This is a genomic window from Homoserinimonas sedimenticola (genome assembly GCF_026094475.1).
GTDB lineage: Bacteria > Actinomycetota > Actinomycetes > Actinomycetales > Microbacteriaceae > Homoserinimonas > Homoserinimonas sedimenticola.
In genome coordinates, this window is the sequence record NZ_JAPELL010000001.1 from 960200 (window position 1) to 980965 (window position 20766).

The 20766-nt window shown below is 62.8% G+C and carries 15 protein-coding genes; 10 read left to right on the forward strand and 5 right to left on the reverse strand.

Annotated features, from left to right (window positions below; translation table 11 throughout):
- Positions 1–50 precede the first annotated feature (50 nt).
- Genes OH146_RS04470 through OH146_RS04480 form a run of 3 tightly spaced genes read right to left on the reverse strand, consistent with a single transcriptional unit; the run spans position 51 to position 4904 of the window.
- A complete protein-coding gene (locus OH146_RS04470) occupies positions 51–1115 on the reverse strand; it encodes an NAD-dependent epimerase/dehydratase family protein (RefSeq protein ID WP_265157768.1) in 1065 nt (354 codons plus the stop codon).
- Between the two features lie 55 nt (positions 1116–1170).
- Positions 1171–2427 (reverse strand): acyltransferase family protein, encoded by a 1257-nt coding sequence (locus tag OH146_RS04475; RefSeq protein ID WP_265157770.1) that lies wholly within the window; start codon positions 2425–2427, stop codon positions 1171–1173.
- Complete coding sequence (locus tag OH146_RS04480) at positions 2427–4904, reverse strand: glycosyltransferase (RefSeq protein WP_265157772.1); 2478 nt, start codon at positions 4902–4904, stop codon at positions 2427–2429. Before OH146_RS04480 ends, OH146_RS04475 begins: the two co-directional genes overlap by 1 nt.
- 210 nt (positions 4905–5114) lie before the next feature.
- Between OH146_RS04480 and OH146_RS04485 the strand changes: the two genes are divergently transcribed.
- The 8 genes from OH146_RS04485 (at position 5115) to OH146_RS04520 (ending at position 13977) form a co-directional block, all read left to right on the forward strand.
- The gene (locus OH146_RS04485; RefSeq protein WP_265157774.1) at positions 5115–6407 is read left to right on the forward strand and encodes a Wzz/FepE/Etk N-terminal domain-containing protein; all 1293 of its coding nucleotides are present in this window, start codon (positions 5115–5117) and stop codon (positions 6405–6407) included.
- Between the two features lie 197 nt (positions 6408–6604).
- The gene (locus OH146_RS04490; protein ID WP_265157777.1) at positions 6605–8230 is read left to right on the forward strand and encodes a polysaccharide biosynthesis protein; all 1626 of its coding nucleotides are present in this window, start codon (positions 6605–6607) and stop codon (positions 8228–8230) included.
- Complete coding sequence (locus OH146_RS04495) at positions 8227–9357, forward strand: DegT/DnrJ/EryC1/StrS family aminotransferase (RefSeq protein WP_265157779.1); 1131 nt, start codon at positions 8227–8229, stop codon at positions 9355–9357. The genes OH146_RS04490 and OH146_RS04495 overlap by 4 nt, the downstream gene beginning before the upstream one ends.
- A gap of 2 nt (positions 9358–9359) precedes the next feature.
- Positions 9360–9986 carry a sugar transferase gene (locus OH146_RS04500; protein WP_265157781.1) on the forward strand — a complete coding sequence of 209 codons (627 nt, stop codon included), beginning with the start codon at positions 9360–9362 and terminating at the stop codon, positions 9984–9986.
- The gene (locus tag OH146_RS04505) at positions 9983–10618 is read left to right on the forward strand and encodes an acetyltransferase (RefSeq protein ID WP_265157783.1); all 636 of its coding nucleotides are present in this window, start codon (positions 9983–9985) and stop codon (positions 10616–10618) included. Before OH146_RS04500 ends, OH146_RS04505 begins: the two co-directional genes overlap by 4 nt.
- Complete coding sequence (locus OH146_RS04510; protein ID WP_265157785.1) at positions 10575–11813, forward strand: glycosyltransferase family 4 protein; 1239 nt, start codon at positions 10575–10577, stop codon at positions 11811–11813. The genes OH146_RS04505 and OH146_RS04510 overlap by 44 nt, the downstream gene beginning before the upstream one ends.
- Positions 11810–13024: a glycosyltransferase family 4 protein gene (locus OH146_RS04515; protein WP_265157787.1), complete on the forward strand. Its 1215-nt coding sequence runs from the start codon at positions 11810–11812 to the stop codon at positions 13022–13024. The genes OH146_RS04510 and OH146_RS04515 overlap by 4 nt, the downstream gene beginning before the upstream one ends.
- Positions 13021–13977: a GNAT family N-acetyltransferase gene (locus OH146_RS04520; protein WP_265157789.1), complete on the forward strand. Its 957-nt coding sequence runs from the start codon at positions 13021–13023 to the stop codon at positions 13975–13977. The genes OH146_RS04515 and OH146_RS04520 overlap by 4 nt, the downstream gene beginning before the upstream one ends.
- Here OH146_RS04520 and OH146_RS04525 read toward each other — a convergent pair.
- Positions 13949–15205, reverse strand: coding sequence for a hypothetical protein (locus OH146_RS04525; protein ID WP_265157791.1), 1257 nt, complete (start codon positions 15203–15205; stop codon positions 13949–13951). The two genes, OH146_RS04520 and OH146_RS04525, sit on opposite strands and share 29 nt — an antisense overlap.
- A 142-nt stretch (positions 15206–15347) precedes the next feature.
- On the opposite strand from OH146_RS04525, the gene OH146_RS04530 reads away from it, so the two are divergent.
- Both OH146_RS04530 and OH146_RS04535 read left to right on the forward strand, forming a co-directional pair.
- A complete protein-coding gene (locus OH146_RS04530) occupies positions 15348–16640 on the forward strand; it encodes an oligosaccharide flippase family protein (protein ID WP_265157793.1) in 1293 nt (430 codons plus the stop codon).
- Entirely contained in the window at positions 16637–17176 is a 540-nt protein-coding gene (locus OH146_RS04535) for a GNAT family N-acetyltransferase (RefSeq protein ID WP_265157795.1), read from the forward strand. Before OH146_RS04530 ends, OH146_RS04535 begins: the two co-directional genes overlap by 4 nt.
- A gap of 1464 nt (positions 17177–18640) precedes the next feature.
- On the opposite strand, the gene OH146_RS13885 is transcribed toward OH146_RS04535, so the two are convergent.
- Positions 18641–20689: an acyltransferase family protein gene (locus tag OH146_RS13885; protein WP_265157797.1), complete on the reverse strand. Its 2049-nt coding sequence runs from the start codon at positions 20687–20689 to the stop codon at positions 18641–18643.
- Positions 20690–20766 lie beyond the last annotated feature (77 nt).

Below are 20766 nucleotides of genomic sequence, written 5' to 3' on the forward strand. Positions count from 1 at the left end.
CCCCTTCGCCCCGGCTGGCGATTTCCCCCCGGCCTCGCCCATTGTGCCTGTCAGACCCTCTCAGCGATCCACTGCTGCAAGCCGGCGATGCCCCGCTCGACGCTCCACTCCGGCTTCCAGTCAAGCTCCGCCGTCGTGCGTTGAATCGTGCACTCCGCATGCCGCACGTCCCCGTCACGGTACTGCTCCGTGACATGCGGGGCCGGAGCGCCATGGAAGTCAGCGATGTGCTGAGCGAGTTCGAGGATCGTGGTCCCGACGCCCGACCCCACGTCGAAGGGGGTCGAACCGGTGGCGAGATCGCCGATGACCGTTTCAAGGGAGGCCGCGACATCCTCGATGTAGACGAAGTCGCGCGTGATGCGACCGTCTTCATAGACGGGGATCGACTCCCCGCGCATCGCCATCTGTGAGAAGAGAGACACGATGCCCGTGTAGGGGTTGATGAGCGACTGGCCGGGACCGTAGACGTTCTGGAAGCGCAGGATCGTCAGGGCGACATCGTGGGAGGAAGTCCATGCCGACAGGATGTTCTCCTGCGCGAGCTTGGTGGCGCCGTAGACGCTGGTCGGGGCCGGGCGTGTGCGGGAACCCTCGCTGGGAAGGGGCCGTGCGCCGGCGAAGTCCCACTCTTTGCGCTCGAACTGGGCATGCGAGCGCTGACCCGGGGCGAAGGTGCTGCCGTCTTCACGCTGCCACTCTCCTTCGCCGTAGACGGCGCGGCTGCTGCTGAGGACGAACTGGCGAGGCGTATGACCGGCGCGACCGAACGCATCCAGCATCTGGGTCGTGCCGACGACGTTGACCTCGGCGTGCCTGGTCGCCTCGTGAAGTGACTGGGCGGTGCCTGTCTCGGCCGCGAGGTGCACGAGGATATCCGGCCGGACGTCGGCGAGGAGGGAGTCCCAGTCGGCGGCCTTCGTGACGTCGCCATGGACGAGCTCGGCGGCGGGGTGGAGCTCGGCCGGGCGCTCGGCGTTGGGGTGCACCTGCGGGTGCAGATTGTCGAGCACGACCCAGCGGTCGGCGCGGGCGGCGAGGCGCTGCGAAAGGGCACAGCCGATGAAGCCGGCGCCCCCCGTGACGAGGACGGTGCCGATGTCAGTAGCGACCAAGTGGGACTCCTTGTGTGGTGAGAGGTTCTTCGACTTTATCGAGCGCGCTGACGCGTCAATCAGCACGCGCCGGCGCTGGCCCTGCGGCGGGCGGACCATCCGCGGGCTTCCCGCGAGCGATGCGTTCGCGGGGCCAGCGGAACCACCAACGGATGCCGCGTCCCGGTCCGAGGTCCTTGAGGCTCATGGCGCGCTTCTCGACGCCGTGCCAGCTGACCCATGCGCAACCGAACGTCACGAGTAGCGTCGCGATGACCCACGGCACGTAGCCCCAGTGGTGCCAACCGAGGTACGCCGTGAACTGCTGCACGAGGAATCCGTAGACGTAGATTCCGTAGGAATAGTCGTTCTTCGCCCCAATCCACTGCACCTGGCGCGGTAGCTTGGCGGCAGACCACAGGAGCAGGTAGGCGAAGGCGGGGTACCCGATGAGCACCCAGCCGCCGAAGGCGAGGCTCAGCAGCACCACGACCGCGCTCAGTGCACCGAGGATGTTGTTCAGGGGAATCGCTTTGGAGTAGAGCCCAAGGCTCGCGCCCACGAGGAAAACGTAGGTGAGGTTGACCCGGAACGGGTCCCCGAACATCGGGAGGTACGAGGGAACGAGGGTCGGGAAGAAGGTATTCGACAGCGAGATCGCGAGCATGCCGAGCGCCGAGAGCACCACGAGCCAGCGCGCGTACTTGAGGGCGCCGATCACGAGGAAGAGGGCGATGACCAGATAACACGCCCATTCGTAGGAGAGAGTCCACAGTGAGCCGTTGAACACGCTCGACCCGGTCATCTCGCCGTAAGGGGTTGTCGTCGCGAAGAGGTCGTGCACACCCCAGGCCCGCATGGTTAGGTCTGCATTAGCCACGATATAGCTGACAGGCCCGCCACCACCAAGGGTGAAGTAGCCGGCGAGCGGACGGCCCTCCATGAGCCAGACGAGTGGCCCGACGACTAAGGCACCGACGGCGAGCACGAGCCAGAAGGCGGGGAAGATCCGCAGGACGCGCCGCCAGAGGAACTGGATGATGTCGGAGCCTGCGCCGCTCTTGGCGATCAGGTATCCGCTGATGGCGAAGAAGCCGACGACGGCGATGCCGCCGATCGTCTCCTGGTTACGGACGATGAGGGGCATCGGGTCGGAGCCCCAGCCGCCGAGGGGGAATGCGTGCGAGAAGATGACGAGGGAGGCAAGGACGAGGCGGAGAAGGCCGAGCGCGTTGTGGTGACCCGCCATGCCCTCCGAGAGGGACTGGCGAACGCGCACCCGAGGTTTCGGCGTCGATTCGGGAAGCTGCTCTGCGGGGCTTGTGGCGGTCATCAACGCCTCCTGAGCCGCTTGGCCACCTTGCCGACAACAGCGCTCGGCCCGGCGGTGCGCAGGTAGAAGGCGGCGCGTCCGACGTCGTGCAGGAGCCCCGAGCGACGGCGCTGCTTGCGCCCCTTCGCCGCGGCGGCCAGCTGGGCCGCCGTGAGGCCGCGGTGGTCGCGCGAATGCCGGGCCTCCGCCACGAAGTCGACGAGCGGGGCGAGGGCAACCTCCCAGAAGTAGCTTTCACGGACCCGGCGGATGTTCGCCTTGGCTTCCGCAATGAACTCATCGTCGAAGAGCACGCGCTCGAGGGCTGCCGCAAGCGCCTCGACGTCTTCCGCAGCGACGACGACGCCGAGGTTCTCGCGCTCGATGAGCTCGGCGAAGTGGTCGCCCGCCGTCACGACCATGGGCAGCTCCGCCCACAGGTAGTCGAGGATGCGGGTGCGGAACGAGAAGGTCGTCTCGATGTGCGAGAAGTGCGTGCTGACGCCCGCATCCGCCTCGGTCAGGTAGTTCTGCCGGTCGGCATAGTCGACCCAAGAGGGGTTGAAGAAGACGGAGCGGTCGAGCTCGCCGAGCTCCTCGGCGAGCGCTCGCGACTCCTTGACGATGCGCATCTCGGGCACTCCTGGGTGCGGATGCTTCGTGCCCTGGAAGAACAGGCGTACCCCGTCGCGTCGCCCCGAGAGTTCGGCGACCGCGCGGATGAGGGTCTTGGGGTCGAACCAGTTGTAGAGGCCACCGCTCCACAACAGCACCTTGTCGTCGCGCCCGATGCCGGGCATGACGCCCTTGAGCACGTCCCGCTCGTGTGTGGGTGGCGTGGAGGAGAGCCCGAAGGGGGCGATGCTGATGAGCCCGTCGAGATCGGGGTCACCGTCGTAGTTGAGGGGGTTGATGCGGCCGAGGGCCGCGAGCTGCCCGAGCCAGAACATCTTCTGCCGGTCGGAGGCGCAGAGGAAGAAGTCGCCGCGCTGCAGCTGCTCGTTGAGCACATCGGTCGCATCCGATACTTGCTGGGTCCACTGCGCCGCGGGCAGCTCTCGGCCCTGCTCCAGCTGCTCGAGGTGCATGGGGTCGTAGATGTCGACGACGAGGATCTTGGAGCTCGTGCGGATGCTCTCGAAGACGGCCATCGCATGTCCTTGGAAGACGATGACATCCGCCCAGGCCTCGAGGGGGCCGAACTTGGCGTCGTCGCCCGGCCGCACGTGCTCGATGCGGAACGGAGCATCCATCTCCTCGGCGCCCGAGAGGGTGACGAGGCAGACGTCGTTGTCACGGGAGAGGAGCTCGGCCATGTTCCAGGCGCGGATGGCGGGGCCTGCGAGCTTCTTGCCGATCGGGTCGCCCGTGATGACGACCACCTTGGTGCGCTCGGTCGGCTCGAGCACGTCGAAGGCACTCACGATGTCGGTGTACCCGTCGAGGTATTTCTCCTCCTGGTACACGGGCGCGTCGACCTGGCCGAAGAGCCGCCACAGCATGTTGTCGCTGACGGTGCGGCTGGTCTGGATGTCGTCGCGGCTCTTGCGCAGCGACGGTAGGTGCTCCACGAACTGGTCGATCGCGAACATGGCGGAGACGGCCTGCTTCGATACCGCCTCGGTGTCGTCACTGTCGCCGCCCGGCTTGCGGAGGTCGTAGGCGGTGGAGTCGAGTCCGGCGCGGGAGATGCCGCGGCGGATCGCGAGCGTGACGGCGGCTGGCAGGGTCTCGTGGAGGGCATCCTCTTCGAGGTTCTTGTAGAGCGTGAAGAGGGCGTTGCGCTCGAGAAGGTAGGTCTCCTTGTAGGGGCCGAACTCCGCCATCGAGGCGTGGTGCTTGTGGTACGCGAGCGATTCGGGAACGTAGGCGAAGCGCCAGCCGCGCAGGTTGAGCCGCCAGCCGAGGTCGACGTCCTCGAAGAACATGAAGTAGCGCTCATCGAAGCCGCCGAGGGCGTCGTAGACGCTGCGGCGCACGAACATGGCGGAGCCGGTGCCGAAGAGCACGTCCTGCGGCACGTCGGGTGTCTTGGGGATCGCCTCTCCCGTGAAGGGCTTGTATCCCATTCCGTACCAGGTCATGGCGGAGCCGATGTAGTCGACCTTCTCGCCCTCCCAGTCGAGCACGCGGCTCGCGACGGCACCGATCTGCTCGGATGTCTCGAACTTCTCGACCGCGGCCCGCACCCACTTCTCGTCGGGGCGCGCGTCGTTGTTGAGGAGCGCGATGTACTCGCCGCTGGATGCTGCGACTCCCCTGTTGCATCCGCCGGCGAAGCCGTCGTTCGTCTTCGAGACGACGAGCTTCACGTGCGGCGCGGCAGCCCGGATGCGCTCGGCGCTGTCGTCGCCGGACGCATTCTCGACGACGACGATCTCGAGTTTCTCCTGCGACCAGTCCAGTCGGCCAAGGTGGCCTATGGCCTCGATCGTGTCGTCGGCACCTCGGAAGTTGACGAGGATGACGGAAACGACACCCAGTCGCTGCGTGGGCATGGGCGCCTTTCGGGAGACGGGAACGGACCCCCGGAGTCTAGCAATCGGCGCGTTGGTCACGCCGCTGCATCGCTGGCTACGCTGACCCTGCCCGCCGCGCGAGCCGATGGTCGGCAGGAACCTCAGACGCCACACCACTAAACTGTGCGAATCGCAGTGAGCATTCGGGTTGCTCCAGCGCGGCACACGATCGGGACATTGAGGGACTAGATGACAGCTCGGGATCTCCTCCGCGTCGTTCGCGAGGGGTGGGCGATCATCCTCGCGGTGACAGTGCTCTTCGCCGCCGCTGCCTATGCCTATGCGGCGACCCGCACCCCGACCTACGAGTCCGCCGCGACTCTGCTCGTTTCTGCCTGCACGGTGAGCGAGGACGTCGAGGTCTGCGACCCGGCGGGGGGCACTGCCTTCGCCGTGGAGCGAGCCCGAATTTACGCGAGTGTCGGCACCACCGGTGAGGTTCTTGACGGCGCGGCGGAGTACACGGATGCCGTGGATTCAGGTGAAGCACTCATCGACGTCGTCACAGTCAGGCAGGCAACGGACTCCGCCCTTCTTACTGTGAGGGCAACGGCCTCGACTGCGGAGGATGCAGCCGACATTGCCAATGCGGTCGCCCTGTCCCTGATCGAATATGTGGACGACACCGTTGAAGTGGAAGAGACAGATCGAACCCGCGTGCAGTTCGCGGTGATAGGCGAGGCAGACCCGCCTTCCGGGCCTTCAGAGAGCATCCGCCAGACCGTCGTGTTGGCCGCGATACTCGGGATCTTCATCGGCCTTGCGCTCGCACTTCTCCGTTGGTACTTGAACACTCGGATCCGGGATGCCCAGGAAGCCGAGGCAATCGCTGGGACAGATGTATTGGCCGAGCTCCGGTTCGCAGCCGACGACGTCCCTGTGTCGGATCGAGACAGCGACGACGCTTTCCATCAGCTGCGGACCGTCATAGCGGCACGCCTCACGAACGGGGAGACCACAGGGACCACTGACGAAGCGCCGCGTATTCCTGCTGTTGTCGTCCTTTCGCCTGGAGACGACACTCTGACCCCGCACGTGACGCGTCGACTCGCGGCCTCCTTCGCGTCGACGCGCGCGCGCGTCGGAGTGCTGAGCCTCCACGATGGGTTCGACGCGGCTGCCAACGCGGTCGATCTGCGTGAGTCGCTTGGTCGGGAAGACGCTGCTGCAGCCGGACCCGTTGGCGACGCACTCGTGATGACATATTCGACACGAGGCGAGGACACCTCGGTACTGCTCGGGACAAAGGCATTCAGCGCGTTCTTGGAGCAGCTGCGAACCGTCGCAGATGTGGTGTTGATCGATGCTGCTGCGAACGGGCCCCAAGCCGAGTTGACGGGAGCTGCCCGAGTGGCTGACGGAGCACTAGTGGTGGTGGAGGCCGGTCGCACCAGACGGCAAGAGCTCGAAGGCGCCCTGCGCTCACTCGACCTCGTCGGCGTACCAGTTCTGGGCCTGGCGACTGTGAACAGGTCCAACTAGCCCTCATGACGCGAGTGAATTCGAATCGAGATCCGGCGACGAACGCGGACGTCGTGCCGCCGCCAGGTCGCCTCGCTGTTGCGCGGAGAGTTGTCGGCGGCCAGTTCATATTCGATGCCCTGGCATGGTCGGCAGCTCTGGTCTTTGCGGCCGTATTCCGTTACGAACTGGCATTCGAGCGGGTGCACTGGCCTGCGATGGCCATGCTCTCAGTCGTCGCAGTGGTCCTGCAGTTCGTGCTCGGGCGAATCTTTCAGCTGTATCGCGGTCGATTCCGCACCGGATCCTTCCACGAGGTGCAAGCGTTGACCGTGACGACGACGGCAACGGCAATCATCATCGGCATCCCTGTCCTTCTTGCGCTGGTCCCCGTACCGCGGAGCACCGTGCTCGTCGCACTGCCGATGGCGCTCGTGCTTATGGGCGGTGCAAGGTACATCCGCAGGCTCCGATTTGAGAAGCGGTCAAAGCCGACAGCGTCGGCGGAGCGCACGCTTATCTACGGCGCAGGCGAGCTTTCGAACTTCGTGATCCCTCAGATGCTCACCACTCGATCCTCGAAGTACCTGCCGGTCGGACTCATCGACGACAGCCCGGCGAAGAGCAACTTTTCCGTAGGAGGTGTGCCCGTCCTGGGCACCGGCTCTGACCTCGAGCAGGTCGCTCGGGACAGTGAGGCGAGCACATTGGTCGTCTGCATCGGCCGAGCCGACTCGGCTCTCATCAGGCGCATCAAGGATCTCGCTGACGACGCGGGGCTGCGTATGCTCGTCTTCCCGCTGTTGAGCGACATCCTCGAGGGAAGGACCGCTCTCAAGGATTTGAAGGAGGTCTCGATCGAGGATCTCATCGGTCGCCATCCCGTCGATACCGATGTCGAGTCGATCGCCGACTACCTCACCGGAAAGCGCGTCCTCGTCACTGGTGCGGGAGGCTCGATCGGCTCCGTGCTCTCGCAACAGATCGCCAAGTTTGCTCCCGCCGAACTCATGATGCTCGACCGCGACGAGTCGGGACTGCAGTCTTCCCAGCTGGCCGTCGACGGGCATGGCCTCCTGAACACCAAGGACGTCATTCTCGCCGACATCCGCGATCGTGAGACCCTCCTGCGCATCTTCGCCGATCGCCGCCCCGAGGTGGTGTTCCACGCCGCCGCCCTAAAGCATCTGCCAATGCTCGAGCAGTATCCGGATGAGGCGTGGCAAACGAATGTTAAAGGCACGCTCAACGTGATCGATGCGGCGCGAAGTGTCAATGTCGCGACATTCGTCAACATCTCCACAGACAAGGCGGCGAATCCCACGAGCGTGCTCGGCCACTCCAAGCGCGTGGCTGAGAAGTTGACCTCATGGGCGGCCGAGGAGACGGGGATGCGGTACCTCTCGGTACGTTTTGGGAATGTCATCGGCAGCCGCGGCTCGATGCTTCCGACCTTCACGTCTCTCATAGAGTCAGGCGGGCCTCTCACGGTCACCCACCCTGATGTGACCCGCTTCTTCATGACCATTCCTGAGGCCTGCCAGCTCGTCGTGCAAGCTGGCGGCATCGGCGATCCCGGTGAAGTCCTCATTCTCGATATGGGCGAGCCCGTGCGCATCCTCGACGTCGCGCAACGGATGATCGACATGTCTGGCAAAGAGGTCGAGATCGTGTTCACAGGTTTGCGTCCTGGGGAGAAGCTTCACGAGGAGCTGCTGGGCGAGAACGAGTCGGATGCGCGGCCGCACCATCCCAAAATCTCTCATGCGCGTGTCGATTCCCTCTCCCCTGAGCGCCTCGATAGGGCGGAGTGGTTGCGTCGGTGCGGGGTGGCGGAGCGATGAACGAGCGAATCTACATGTCGTCGCCTGATGTCGGTCAGGCGGAGGAAGATGCGATCGTTGCGGCCATCCGTTCGGGCTGGATCGCGCCGCTCGGCCCCGATGTCGACGCCTTTGAGGCAGAGATCGCGGAGCGTATCGGCCGACGCCATGCGGTCGCCCTGAGTTCCGGGACTGCTGCCCTGCACCTGGCATTGCTCTGTCTCGATGTTTCACCAGGCGACGTCGTCCTGACATCGACCATGACGTTCGCCGCCACGGCGAACGCCATCCGCTATGTAGGCGCCGAACCCGTCTTCGTGGACTCGGATGCCACGAGTGGCAACATCGACGTGGACCTGCTTGAGGAAACGCTCGACGATTTCGCTGCCCGCGGCGAGCGTGTTGCTGCCATCCTCCCCGTCGATCTGCTCGGCAAGGCGGCCGACTATTCGCGAATCCTTCCCCTCGCCGAGCGCTACGGCGTGCCCGTGCTCGCCGATGCAGCCGAGTCCCTCGGCGCATTTCACGCAGGCGCGCCGGCGGGTTCCTTCGGCGTCGCCTCAGCGTTCTCCTTCAACGGCAACAAGATCATGACTACATCGGGGGGCGGAATGCTCCTGACCGATGACTCCGACTTGGCGGCACGAGCGCGCTATCTTGCCACTCAGGCTCGGCAGCCGGTGCTTCACTATGAGCACACGGAGGTCGGCTACAACTACCGGCTCAGCAATCTCTTGGCCGCTCTCGGTCGTGCACAGCTCGGCCGGCTCGACGAGATGATCGACCGACGCCGCGCGCTGCGCGACCGCTACCGCGAGTTTTTTGGCAGGGTCGCGGGCGTCACTATTTTCGGCGGAGAGAGTGACTCGGAGGACAACTTCTGGCTCACTTCAATCCTGGTAGACAAAGAGACGACGGGATGGGCACCCGCCGAGCTGAGCAAATGGCTGGCTGGCGACGATATCGAGAGCCGCCCGCTGTGGAAGCCTATGCATCTTCAACCCCTCTTCTCCCGGTCGCGTTCCTTCACGACCGGCGCCGCGGAGCTGCTTTTCAGGACCGGCCTCACTCTGCCAAGTGGTTCGGCGCTGAGCGAGCAGCAGGTCGACCGTGTGCTCACTCGGGTCGCTGAATTCCTGGACAGCTGACCGTGGCCCGCAAACCCTACGACGTCGCGAAGCGCACCGGCGACATCCTCGTCTCTGGTGTCGCGCTGATCGTTGCTTCTCCCGTCATGCTTGTTACCGCTGCTCTTGTCGCCAAGGATTTGGGCCGCCCCGTGATCTTCCGACAGCCTCGCCCTGGTCGCGGTGGAAAGATATTCACCCTCTACAAGTTCCGCTCGATGCGAGACGCCACCGTCGGGGAGGGGGTGGAGTCGGATTCCGCACGCCTCACCACTTTCGGCCGCCGGCTACGTTCAACAAGCCTCGACGAGCTGCCCTCGCTTCTCAACGTGTTCAAGGGTGACATGAGTATTGTCGGCCCTCGCCCGCTTCTGGTCTCGTACCTGGAGCGCTACTCACCGCGACAGGCTCGCCGCCACGAGGTGCGCCCGGGGGTAACCGGTCTGGCGCAGGTTTCGGGACGCAATGCGCTCGGCTGGTCAGAGAGGCTGGAACTCGATGTGGAATACGTGGAGAACCGCTCGCTCCGCCTCGACCTGTCGATCATCTGGAGAACTTTCGCAGCGGTTATACGCCGCGAAGGTATCAGTGCCGAGGGCAGTGCAACCATGGATGAGTTTCGAGGAGATGAGCGGAGGGGAAACGGATGACGCAGCCTCTCATCGTGATCGGCGCCGGCGGTTTCGGTCGGGAGACACTCGATGTGATCGAGGCAATCAACGCCGTCGCACCGACTTTCGATCTACTGGGTGTGATCGATGCCCATCCGAGCGAGGTCGCCTTGCAGCGTCTGCATGCGCGCGGTGTCACGTTCCTTGGGACAGATGAGGCGATTATCCTCGAGCGCGATGCACAGTTCGTCGCGGCCATCGGGTCGCCGAGCGTGCGCGAGACAGTGACAGCGCGGTTGGTGGCCGCAGGCGCACAGCCCGCAACTCTCGTGCATCCGGCAGCGGTGATAGGGAGCGTCCCGCGCATCGGTCGCGGCAGCGTCGTGTGCGCCGGCGCGCAGGTCTCCACCAATGTGTCGATCGGCGAGTACGTACACATCAACCCGAATGCAACGATCGGTCACGATGCTGTGTTGGAAGACTTCGTCTCGATCAACCCAGGGGGCATCGTCTCGGGAGAAGTGTTCGTCGAGAGCGGCGCTCTTGTCGGGGCGGGCGCCGTCATCCTCCAAGGTCTGAGGGTTGGGCGCGGAAGCACCGTGGGTGCCGCCGCCTGCGTCGTCCGCGATGTCGCGCCGACGGCTACAGTCAAGGGGATCCCGGCCCGGTGACTGTGACCATAGGCACCGAAGCGCGACGTCGATCACACCATCGATCATCGGCAGCAGTGAAGGAAGAGTGACGCAAGTGGAGCAGGCTAGTGATCCGGTGCGAATCGTTCATGTGAGCTCCGTTCACTCATGGAGCGACAACCGGATTTACTATCGTGAGTGCACGAGTCTGCAGGCCATGGGATACAAGGTGACCCTCGTCGCTGTGGAGAGCACGGTCGACGCGGAGCGCACAGACGTTGACGTTGTAACTCTGCGTCGCCTCCCCCGCCTCGTTCGTGCTTCACTCGGATCGGTGCTTGCAATCGCTGCCGGACTCCGCACTGGAGCGAAGCTGTTTCATCTCCACGATCCCGAGCTCACATGGGCGATTCCCCTGCTTCGCGGCCTAGGTAAGCGCGTCATCTACGACGCCCATGAAGACCTCTTGATGCAGATCGACAACAAGAAGTACGTCACGCCGGCGCTGCGACCATTCATGATTGTGGCAGCGAGGGTGTCACTGGGATTGGCTCGTCGTGCGAATCATGTTGTCACGGCCACGGAGACGATCGCAGAGCGCTTCTCCGCATCCCGCGTCACCACTGTCCACAACTACCCCACGCTGAGTGCGGATGCTAGCCCCGGCGGCCCCGTCGCATCACGACCGCGATCCCTGGTCTACGTCGGAGCGATCTCCGAACGCCGCGGGGTGATTCAGATGGTTGATGCGATCGCTTCGAGTGCGTTTCCCGAGGGCTGGCGCCTCCAGCTGGCGGGACCGATGCCTGCCGATCTCAGAGCCAGAGTCAGCGCGAGCGCGGGGTGGGCCGGCGTCGAGTACCACGGGCCCGTCAGCCCGAGCCACGCCCGAGGCCTTATGCAGGGTTCGCGTGTGGGCTTCGTGGTTTTGCAGTCCAACGCGGCATATCTGGATTCGCTTCCGACGAAGATGTTTGAGTATTTTGCCGCTGGTACTCCGGTGATTGCCTCCGACTTTCCGCTTTGGCGCCGCATCATCGAGGAGCACGACTGCGGTCTCGTCGTGGATGAGAAGGACCCAGACGCGATCGCAGCAGCCGTCGCTCGTTACTCCGAGGAGCCTGATCTCCTTGATCGGCATTCTCGCAATGCCCTCCGCGCGGCGAAGGAAACCTTCAATTGGGATGCTGAGACGGTGCATCTCCGCGCGGCCTATCGAAAGGCAGTCGAATGAAGATTGCCTATCTGCACCAGTACTTCAACCCGGGCACCGGAGCCACAGGCTCGCGCTCCTACGAATTCGCCAAACGGCTTGTCGCGGCGGGCCATGACGTTCATATGATCGCTGCACGCTCGTCGGAGGCGCACACGAGCGCCGGTTGGCAAGTCGAGACCGTAGACGGCATAACGGTTCACTGGTGCAGCGTGCCGTACTCCAATCGGATGAGCTTCCGCCGTCGCATCCTCGCCTTCGTTCAGTTCGCCGCGCTTTCCGCGAGGCGCGCCCGCTCTGTGCGTGCCGACCTCGTCTTCGCGACGAGCACTCCACTCACGATCATCCTGCCTGCCCGCTTCGCGACCTTGTTTCGACGCACCCCAATCGTCTTCGAAGTGCGCGATCTCTGGCCCACCATGCCGATAGCGCTCGGGGTACTGAAGAACCCGGTCATGATCGGCATAGCGAAAGCTCTCGAGAAATGGGCCTACCGCTCCGCCCGGCGAGTGGTTGCTCTTTCCCCGGGGATGCGGGACGGTGTGATTGCACGCGGCTATCCAGCTGAGCGCATCGAAGTAATTCCCAATAGCTGCGATCTGGCGGACTTCCAGAGGGTTTCCGACGAAGCTGTTACTGCCTGGCGAAGCAGTCATGAGTGGTTAGGGGATCGCCCGCTCATCGTTTACTGCGGGACCTTCGGACTCGTCAACGGCGTCGAGTATCTCGCCGAGGTTGCAGCCGCGGCAGCCCAGCTCAATCCTGAATTACGGTTTGTCGCCATGGGCGATGGGGCGAGACGTGAGGCCGTGCGTGAGAGAGCGCAGGAACTTGGCGTCCTCGACTCCAATTTCTTTATTCTCTCCCCCGTCCCCAAGGCTCAAGTTCCTGTCGTCTTCGCTGCAGCCACCGTTTCGACCTCGTTGTTTATCCCTGTGAAGGAGATGGAGGCCAACAGCGCGAACAAATTCTTCGACGGGCTCGCCGCTGGGCGACCGATAGCCATCAACTACGGGGGTTGGCAGGCCGAGGCGCTCACAGAGAGCGGGGCAGGTATCGTCCTATCTGCCGATGATCATCAATCGGCTGCGAGGCGACTCGTGAACCTCGTATCCGATGAGGCCGAGCTCAGGCGAAAAAGAGCGGCGGCCTCGCATCTCGCGTCCGCCTTCTCTCGCGATGTTCTCGCCCAAAAGTTCATCAGCACTCTTGAGGATGCAAGGCACACATGACATCAGACTTTGGGGGGCTTCTTCTGCCTGATCAGTTTGACTACGAGGTCCTCGCGTCCGACGCATGGCTGGAGTGGAACCACGCGGCTTGGGGCCTTGCGCCACACAGAGTCACATACGGCACCTCCCACAAACTCGAAGGCGTCATATACACAGATAAGCGCGGCAGGGTACGGCAACCACCACTAAACCCATATCTTCCCTTCCGCTTTGTGCCGTCAGGGAACGACCGCCCCGAACGGCTAAGTCGCCAGTGGGATGAGCTGTGCAGCGAACTGGCAGCCGAGCTATCGGCGCGCCGAATCATCGGGACGTTGTCACTGACGCCCAACTTCAGTGACGCTAGACCGTTCAGGTGGGCGGGGCTGCTTACAACAGTCAATTACACATTCACCACGTCACTGCCCTATGAGATAAGCCGCGCAACCCAGGCGGTGCGCAAAAATGTGAGAAAGGCTTCGCGCGAGGGATTTGTCTTCGCGCAAGGGGCAACTCCTCGTGAACTTGCCGACTGTCTAAACGCGACAGCAGACCGCAAGGGGTTCGACTATCGGGTCTCAGCTTCGATGTTAGAGCGTGCTGCGGCTGCGCTTGATTCTTCGGAATATCGAACGCACAGCGTGAGAGCTCCGAATGGCGAGGCGGTTAGCGCCGGTGCTCGCTTGGTGACCAAGGGCGGGACCGCGCTGGACTGGATTCAGGGAACGCAGTTCGGAGCACTCAAACGAGGCGCCGCTCAACTCATGTACTCCGGAGTACTGGAAGAGATGGCCGAGCTGGGCCTCACATCATTCGACTACGCGGGAGCGAATATCCGCGCCGTCGCCCGCGCCAAGGCGGAGTGGGGAATGAGGCTCACCGAGTACATCACCATCCATCAAGCCGATGCCCGCTATCTCGTCGCGACGATGAAAAGGGCCGGCTCTAGGCTTGCTGGTTCTCGTACGAGCTGAGAACAGAGGCGAATCCGGCCATCACGTCGCTCTCGATGGAAGCGTTGAGCGATTCGAGGCCAAACGCGCCACAGAATCCCCCACCTTCATACCCACCCTCGGCAAGAATCCGCGCGGTTGGGACGTAGCCGAACGGGTGGTCAATGCATCCCACGCAGAAGATGATTCGGGAGGGCACCAGCGCACGAACGCGAGCGGCGTACCCGCTCACTGCTTCGCCGCTGATGCCGACGAGGGTGACATCCGCGAGATCGACGGAATGAAACACCACGGGCTCCTTCGCCCCTTTGACAAAGTCTGCGCTAACTCGCTCAACTCGACGAGCGCGAACCACATCACTCATGCGGTCCTCCGCTCGGTCGAAAACCTCTTTGACCCTTACCGCCAGGCTTCCAGCCCACTCGAGGTAGGCATGCTCCGTCATATCGTCGAAGAGCCGCCCCATCACCAGTTGCCTCAGACGCCTGCGAGCACTGTGCACCTTGGTGCTGGCACTCGGCCTCGTGTCACCAGAAAATCCCTGCAGGAACGCAACCGGCAGCTCGCTATTCCCGACATGGGCACGAAGTGCGTCGCGCACGACTCCTGGGTAGTGCGCGGCAATGGTATTCAGGTGAGGAAAACCCACTGGGTGGCAGGCGTAGTTCCAGATCACCCCGACGGGCTCTCCGCCGTCAGCGACGAAGGCGATCACGCCAAGAGTCTCATCCGTCTCACCAGAGGGATTGGGGGCCATGACCACTTCGTTCACTCGAAAACGACGGCCCACCACGACCTTCTTTCGGAGACGCCGGTTGATGCTGTGTTCCGCGAAACCGGTGCCGACGCGCATTGTAACGTCAACCGCCCGTGCCGGATCTAGGACATCACGGGTCGCGTCTCCAACCTTCGCAACCAGCCACTGCATGTATTGGGAGTCAGGCATACCCAGCCTGGGCTTCGTGTCATCGGTCATCGGTGCGCGATGTGTATGCGTTGCGGCCACGAAGATGCGCTCCGGCGCTAAGTCAGCAGCACGCTCGATCGCGGCCCGGAGGATGCGACCGGGGTAAAGAAGATCGAGCGAAACGATCAGAACCGGCTGTTCCCCGTCTGGCCAGATAGCCAAAAAGGTGGCTTCGATCGGCTCGCTGATTCCGAGCCACGTTGCACGATCCGCACCTGTCGCCGCGCCGAGAGGCACTTGTCCATCAGGTGAGATATCCACCGAAATTGCCGAAGCCTTCACTTTTGCTGCTCTGCTCTTTCCCTCGAATACACGCGCGAGTCCAGCTCTTCAGATCCCTCTACTGTTGCAAGGGGCATCTCAGCGGAACGATAGGATCGACCGCAAGTGCTGGGCGGTACCTGCCTATTATGAAGCGAGGCACGTGAGAAGACTCATCAGTCGGTTTACCGGCCGGTTCAGCGCTGGCCTTCGAGGCGTAGCTGCCATCACACTGGGGACCGCCTTCGGGCAACTAATTCTTGTCGCCGTCGCCCCGATACTTTCTCGCCTGTACACTCCCGAACATTTCGGGATCCTGTCGCTGCTCATGGCCGTGGCCGCGATTCTCGGACCTACTGCAACGCTCAAGCTCGAAGCCGCCCTGCTATTGCCTAAGGACGAAGATACCGCCCGCAGATTGCTGCGTCTCGCGCTCTTCTCATCCACGGCTGTTGCTGTGGCTTCGGGAGTCACCGTCTGGCTGCTGCCCGCAATCGGTTTCCTTACCGAGCTGAAGGAAGTGGAGGCAGCACCGCTCTGGGTTTCAGGTATGGTGCTTGCCAGCTCGACCTTCTCTGTGCTCAGCCAGGCCGCTCTCAGAGATCGACAGTACAAGACAGTAGCGAACCGATCCATAACTCAAGCAATCGGAATGGCCTTCGGTCAGGTTGGCCTGGGTCTGATCCATCCATCGAGCGCGAGCCTTATGGGCGGATACCTCTTCGGCAGGTCGGTCGGCTACGTCCCACTCATCCGTGCTTCCAGAAGTCTCTTCAAGCGGCCACTCGGCGGGGGTTACAGGCGTACTCTCCGCCATTACTGGCGATTTCCGCTGGTGTTTACCCCGTCGGGCCTGTTGAACTCGTTGGGTAGCCAACTACCGATCCTGCTGATTGCATTGTGGTTCGCCGCGGAGGGTGCCGGACAGTTGGGCATGGCGCAACGGCTCGTATTCGTTCCCATGACTCTCATCGGAGCGTCTCTCGCTCAGGTGTTCGGCGCCGAGATTTCCAGACGGCTTCGCGACGGCGCAGGAGGCATGAGCCAGCTTTACCTGCGGATTTCGAGCCGAGTGGGAATGCTGGCTGCCGCTCTTGCTCTTGCCATCTTCCTGCTGGCACCATCCCTGCTGCCATTCATTCTGGGGCCCACGTGGGAGGGAAGTGGGCTCCTCGCTCAAGCGATGGCCTTGTCCGTCGGACTAGGGCTCGTAGTGTCACCGCTCAGCAGGGTCTATATGACATTCCAGAGGTCGTTCGCTTCGATAACGGTCGACATTTCGCGCATAGCCCTGTTGGTCAGCGCTGCAGTTGTCTCTCGGCTCCTTGACGCCGATATCGTGACCACTGCATGGTTGCTCTACGGCGGACAGGCGGTCAACTACATCGTCACGTGGGCGTGGGGATATCGCATTGTGCAAGTGGCAGAGCGCGAAGCGCAAAGGGGATCCGCATGAAACGCATCAGACTCGTCAAGTATCGGGTATTCGAATGGCGAGATGCCCCTGAAAAGGTCACGACCAGCCTTCGCGGCGTTGAGTTGAGTCCGATCACCCCCGGCAACTCGGAGTGTGTCCAAGATTTTCGGGGGCCAGCCGTCGCTCGCCGCTTCGCGAACATGGCGGACTCAGGACAGATCGGACTCTATGCGCGCATCAATGGGCGCGTCGTCGGACATGGTTGGGTTACTGCCCCCTCCGACCGTAGGCGGCGCGTGAATGGCTACTTCGACCTCGAACCGCACGAAGCGCTAATTCACTTTTGCGCGGTCGATCCTGAATACCGGGGCCACCGCATTTTCGGACTGCTACTCCACGAACTTGCCCGTGTCGCCAGGAGCAAGGATCTGAACGCTAAGGTTCTCGTCGACACTGAGTCCGAAAATTCGGCTTCCATAAAGGGCATAGAGGCCGCCGGGTTCAACCCCTCCTTCGACCTCGTAGTGTGGCGTGTAGGTCGCTGGGCGCCGTACCGTGGGCGCCGAGTTCAATAGCAGACTCGACGTTGCTGGCACGACAGCGCCATCGTTCGCATCATGCAGACTGTGAGTAGGAGAGACGCTGCGAAGTTGAGGCTAAGCTCGCGTGCTATCCTCGTCGCCCAATGGCCGCACCGATTATGCAGAGCGCTGGCTGCACCCAAAGCGGTGCTCGCCTAGGCTTCATAGTTCGCGCGCTGGTCGCGATTCCCGCAGCGGTTCTACTCCTCGCGATCCTCCTGCACTGGGTGAACGCCGCTGTCATTGCCCCGCTATACCCACAGCTTGGGTATCGGTACGAGCATCCAGATCTCCTGCTGGTTGCCGTGACAATTGCGGTGGCAAGTGCAGTCACCCTCGCGCTCCCACGACGCCTCGACAGACCGTCCGACCTCATTCTGTGGGTCCTCTTCGTGGTTGCTGTCGCTCCGAGCATCCTTATGGCGCCCTACACCTCATATCTGTCTCGTGAACAAGCGACTACGCTCGCTCTCGTGATGGGCGGGGTTTCTGCCGCAGTTGCGCTCTCGTTGCGGCGCCGCGGGTCAGGCCTGACATTCCAACTGCCTCCGCTAGCGTTCACGATCCTCCTCGCCGTGGTGTCGGCGACCACGTATGGACTTCTTGCGGCAACGCAGGGACTAAGCCTCGACTTGTCGGACATCCTCGATGTGTACGACCTTCGAGAGGAGTACTCCACTGCCGCCTCAGACATCGCGATCCTGAGCTACCTCGTCTTCACCCAGGCCTATGTCGTGAACCCTATTCTCATCGCGAGAGGAATCAGCGCTCGGTCGCTGGTTCCGTTCACACTCGGCGTGATGGGAGAGCTCGTCCTCTACTCCAGCACCGGCTTCAAGTCGATGATCTTTTCCATCGCTGCGTTCGCAGTCATCGCCGTCCTCTACTGGCGACGTGTACCCCTGCGCGGTAGCACCTTCCTCTGGGGCGCGAGTGCTCTGATCGTCGTGTCGTCACTTGCGGATGCGATCATGAACTCCGGCGTGTTCACATCACTGTTTACTCGCCGGTTCCTCAGCACACCGGGAACTCTGACCTCCGCATACATTGCCCACTTCAGCGAGAACCCGCACGCGAATCTTGGGCACTCGATATTGCGATCGGTCGTCGACTATTCGTACGACCGCAGCCCCCCTTACGTTGTCGCCGAATGGCTCACAGGGCGCACGAACATGGCGTCGAACGCAAACCTCTTTGCCGACGGCTTCGCGAATTTCGGTTGGGTGGGCATGATCGGCGCTGGGGGCGTGCTCCTCGTATACCTTTGGTTTCTCGACCGCGCGGCGGAAGGGCTCCCTCGCCTGCCGGTCGCGTTGATCGTCGTGATGCCGACGATCGTGCTTTCCAGTTCATCGATCCTCACGGCCATGTTCACTCATGGACTTGTAGCCCTGTTCCTACTGTTGATGCTCGCGCCGCGAGGGAACTGGTGGGAACCTCGAGGCGAACGCAATCAACTCAGTGGCCCTCGCGGAGCGGCGCAACCACGGAGATCTCGTCCCACAACACACTGGCCAGGTCCCGGGCGAATGACGCGGTCAGGTGATGCGCGTCGCGGTATACAAGACGCGCTCCGATGATCGGACCACACTCATCGTCGTCACAAAGATGGTCGTTCAGGTCGATGACCTTTGCCCCCGCAGCCGTGGCGGTGGCTGCGAGTGCCCCTGCCCACTTCCCACGAATGGCCCTTTCGGGCGAAACCGTGCATGCCGCTGTGTCGTCCATGTTCGCAGCCAGACAGGTGGGCGGCACCAGCGGGAGATAGGGGGTATCAGCGATCACAACTACTGGGGAGACAGCTGATACACGCTCGACCGTCTGTTGTAGTCCCTCCAGCCACTCGTCAAGCTCCGCTTCGGCTCCGTTGGAGGCATTAGAGACAATGACGAGGTCGACCGGGTCTGCGACCAGACGCTCAAGGACCGCACTCCTCCAGGTCGAGCATTCGTCATAGGGCAACGCATCCAACACGACGTCAACGACTGCCGAAGGGCATGATGACTTCGTGTAGGAATCGACCTGGAACCCGTGCCTCTCCGCGAGCTCCGACACGGCGGGGAACCACTGCGCTGCGTGCGAGTCTCCGAAGAGAGCGACCCGAACTCCCGAGGTCACATCCCCGAAGGAACACCCAATAGGTTCCGTCGCCGTCCAGTCGAGATGGCACCCATCACGATATATAGAGGGGATGTCAGTACTCGCCTCCGTCAGAGCTGGGGTCAGATTTGAAGGAACAATGGTGGAGAACTCAGGCGGAACGACGAGTCCAAGCTCATGACTGGCTACATCCGCAACCTCGCCATTCGCCGCGAGTCGCGCATCCGCCACGGGGAGCGATGTAGCGGCGAGAATCGCCGCGAGAAGTGATGCGACCCCGGCGCCGCCGATCACCACGCGGGGCCGCAAGTTCACAACTCCTGGCGCGTGACGGAATGGTTGTTCGACCCAGCGGTAGAGGAGCCATGCGATGGGGAGGGCCGCGAGGCCCAGAACGACCCCAATCCACGCTGGCACTTCAGAGCTCGCACCGATAACAGTGATGGGGACGATCAAAAGAGGCCAATGAACTAGATACAGCGAGTAGGAGATCTCACCGACGAACTGCAGCGGACGACGCCCGAGCACGATCTCGGGCCCCCACAGAACTTCCCTTCCTCCTCCCAGAATGAGCGCAACTGCGCCAGCCGCAGGGATGGCAGCAAGCCACCCAGGAAAGGGAGCCGCCCCGGGAAGGACAACGGCGGACGTGACAATCGCGGCTAGGCCGAGCCACGAGAGAACGGCCGCAACAGCGGGCGAACATAGCGTGTGAACCCGAGGAGCGAGAAGCGCCGCCACTCCGCCGAGCGCAAGTTCCCATGCTCTTGTTGGGAGCGAGAAGAAAGCCCAAACGGGCGACGTATACGTCACGTACTGGCACCAAGCGAAGGACGCCGCACACACGGCTACCGTGACTGCCAACAGCCCGCTGCTGCGCTGTGCCCATGCGCGCCAAGCCACGACGAGCAGGAGAGGCCACAGCAGATAAAACTGCTCTTCGATCCCGAGTGACCAGTAGTGCTGAAAAGGCGAGGGCTCGGTGCCTGCGAGGTAATCGGTCCCCTCAATCGCAAAGGCGATGTTGGGCACGTAGAACACCGTCGCGACGAGATCAGTGCCCACTCCAGGAATCAACGTAGGCGGCAGCCAGATGAGGCACACGACAAACGTCACTACTGCAACGACCAGAGATGCCGGCAGAATGCGACGGATCCGCCGCACGTAGAAGCGTGAGAAGTCGAAGCCCTCTCCACCCGCCAACTCGCGCACAATCAATGAAGTGATGAGAAAGCCGGAGATCACAAAAAAGACATCGACCCCTACATAACCTCCCGGGAGAGCATCGGGCACAGCATGATTCACCACTACCGCCGCCACGGCGATCGCCCGAAGTCCTTGGATGTCTCTGCGCTGCGGGGTAGCTTTCGCTCTCGCATCGGCGAGCGCAAGATCAGCAGAGGTCACACACCGATGCTAAGGCCGCCAATGACGGCGCGACGCCGAGCAGGACACAAGCGGTACGTCGGTAGACTTCCGAGCGG

Coding starts and splice junctions, on each gene's coding strand:
- OH146_RS04505 (WP_265157783.1), top strand. CDS start 9,983: ATGACGCAGCCTCTCATCGTGATCGGCGCCGGCGGTTTCGGTCGGGAG.
- OH146_RS04510 (WP_265157785.1), top strand. CDS start 10,575: ATGTCGCGCCGACGGCTACAGTCAAGGGGATCCCGGCCCGGTGACTGT.
- OH146_RS04485 (WP_265157774.1), top strand. CDS start 5,115: ATGACAGCTCGGGATCTCCTCCGCGTCGTTCGCGAGGGGTGGGCGATC.
- OH146_RS04535 (WP_265157795.1), top strand. CDS start 16,637: ATGAAACGCATCAGACTCGTCAAGTATCGGGTATTCGAATGGCGAGAT.
- OH146_RS04520 (WP_265157789.1), top strand. CDS start 13,021: ATGACATCAGACTTTGGGGGGCTTCTTCTGCCTGATCAGTTTGACTAC.
- OH146_RS04515 (WP_265157787.1), top strand. CDS start 11,810: ATGAAGATTGCCTATCTGCACCAGTACTTCAACCCGGGCACCGGAGCC.
- OH146_RS04490 (WP_265157777.1), top strand. CDS start 6,605: ATGGCCATGCTCTCAGTCGTCGCAGTGGTCCTGCAGTTCGTGCTCGGG.
- OH146_RS04475 (WP_265157770.1), bottom strand. CDS start 2,427: ATGACCGCCACAAGCCCCGCAGAGCAGCTTCCCGAATCGACGCCGAAA.
- OH146_RS04495 (WP_265157779.1), top strand. CDS start 8,227: ATGAACGAGCGAATCTACATGTCGTCGCCTGATGTCGGTCAGGCGGAG.
- OH146_RS04480 (WP_265157772.1), bottom strand. CDS start 4,904: ATGCCCACGCAGCGACTGGGTGTCGTTTCCGTCATCCTCGTCAACTTC.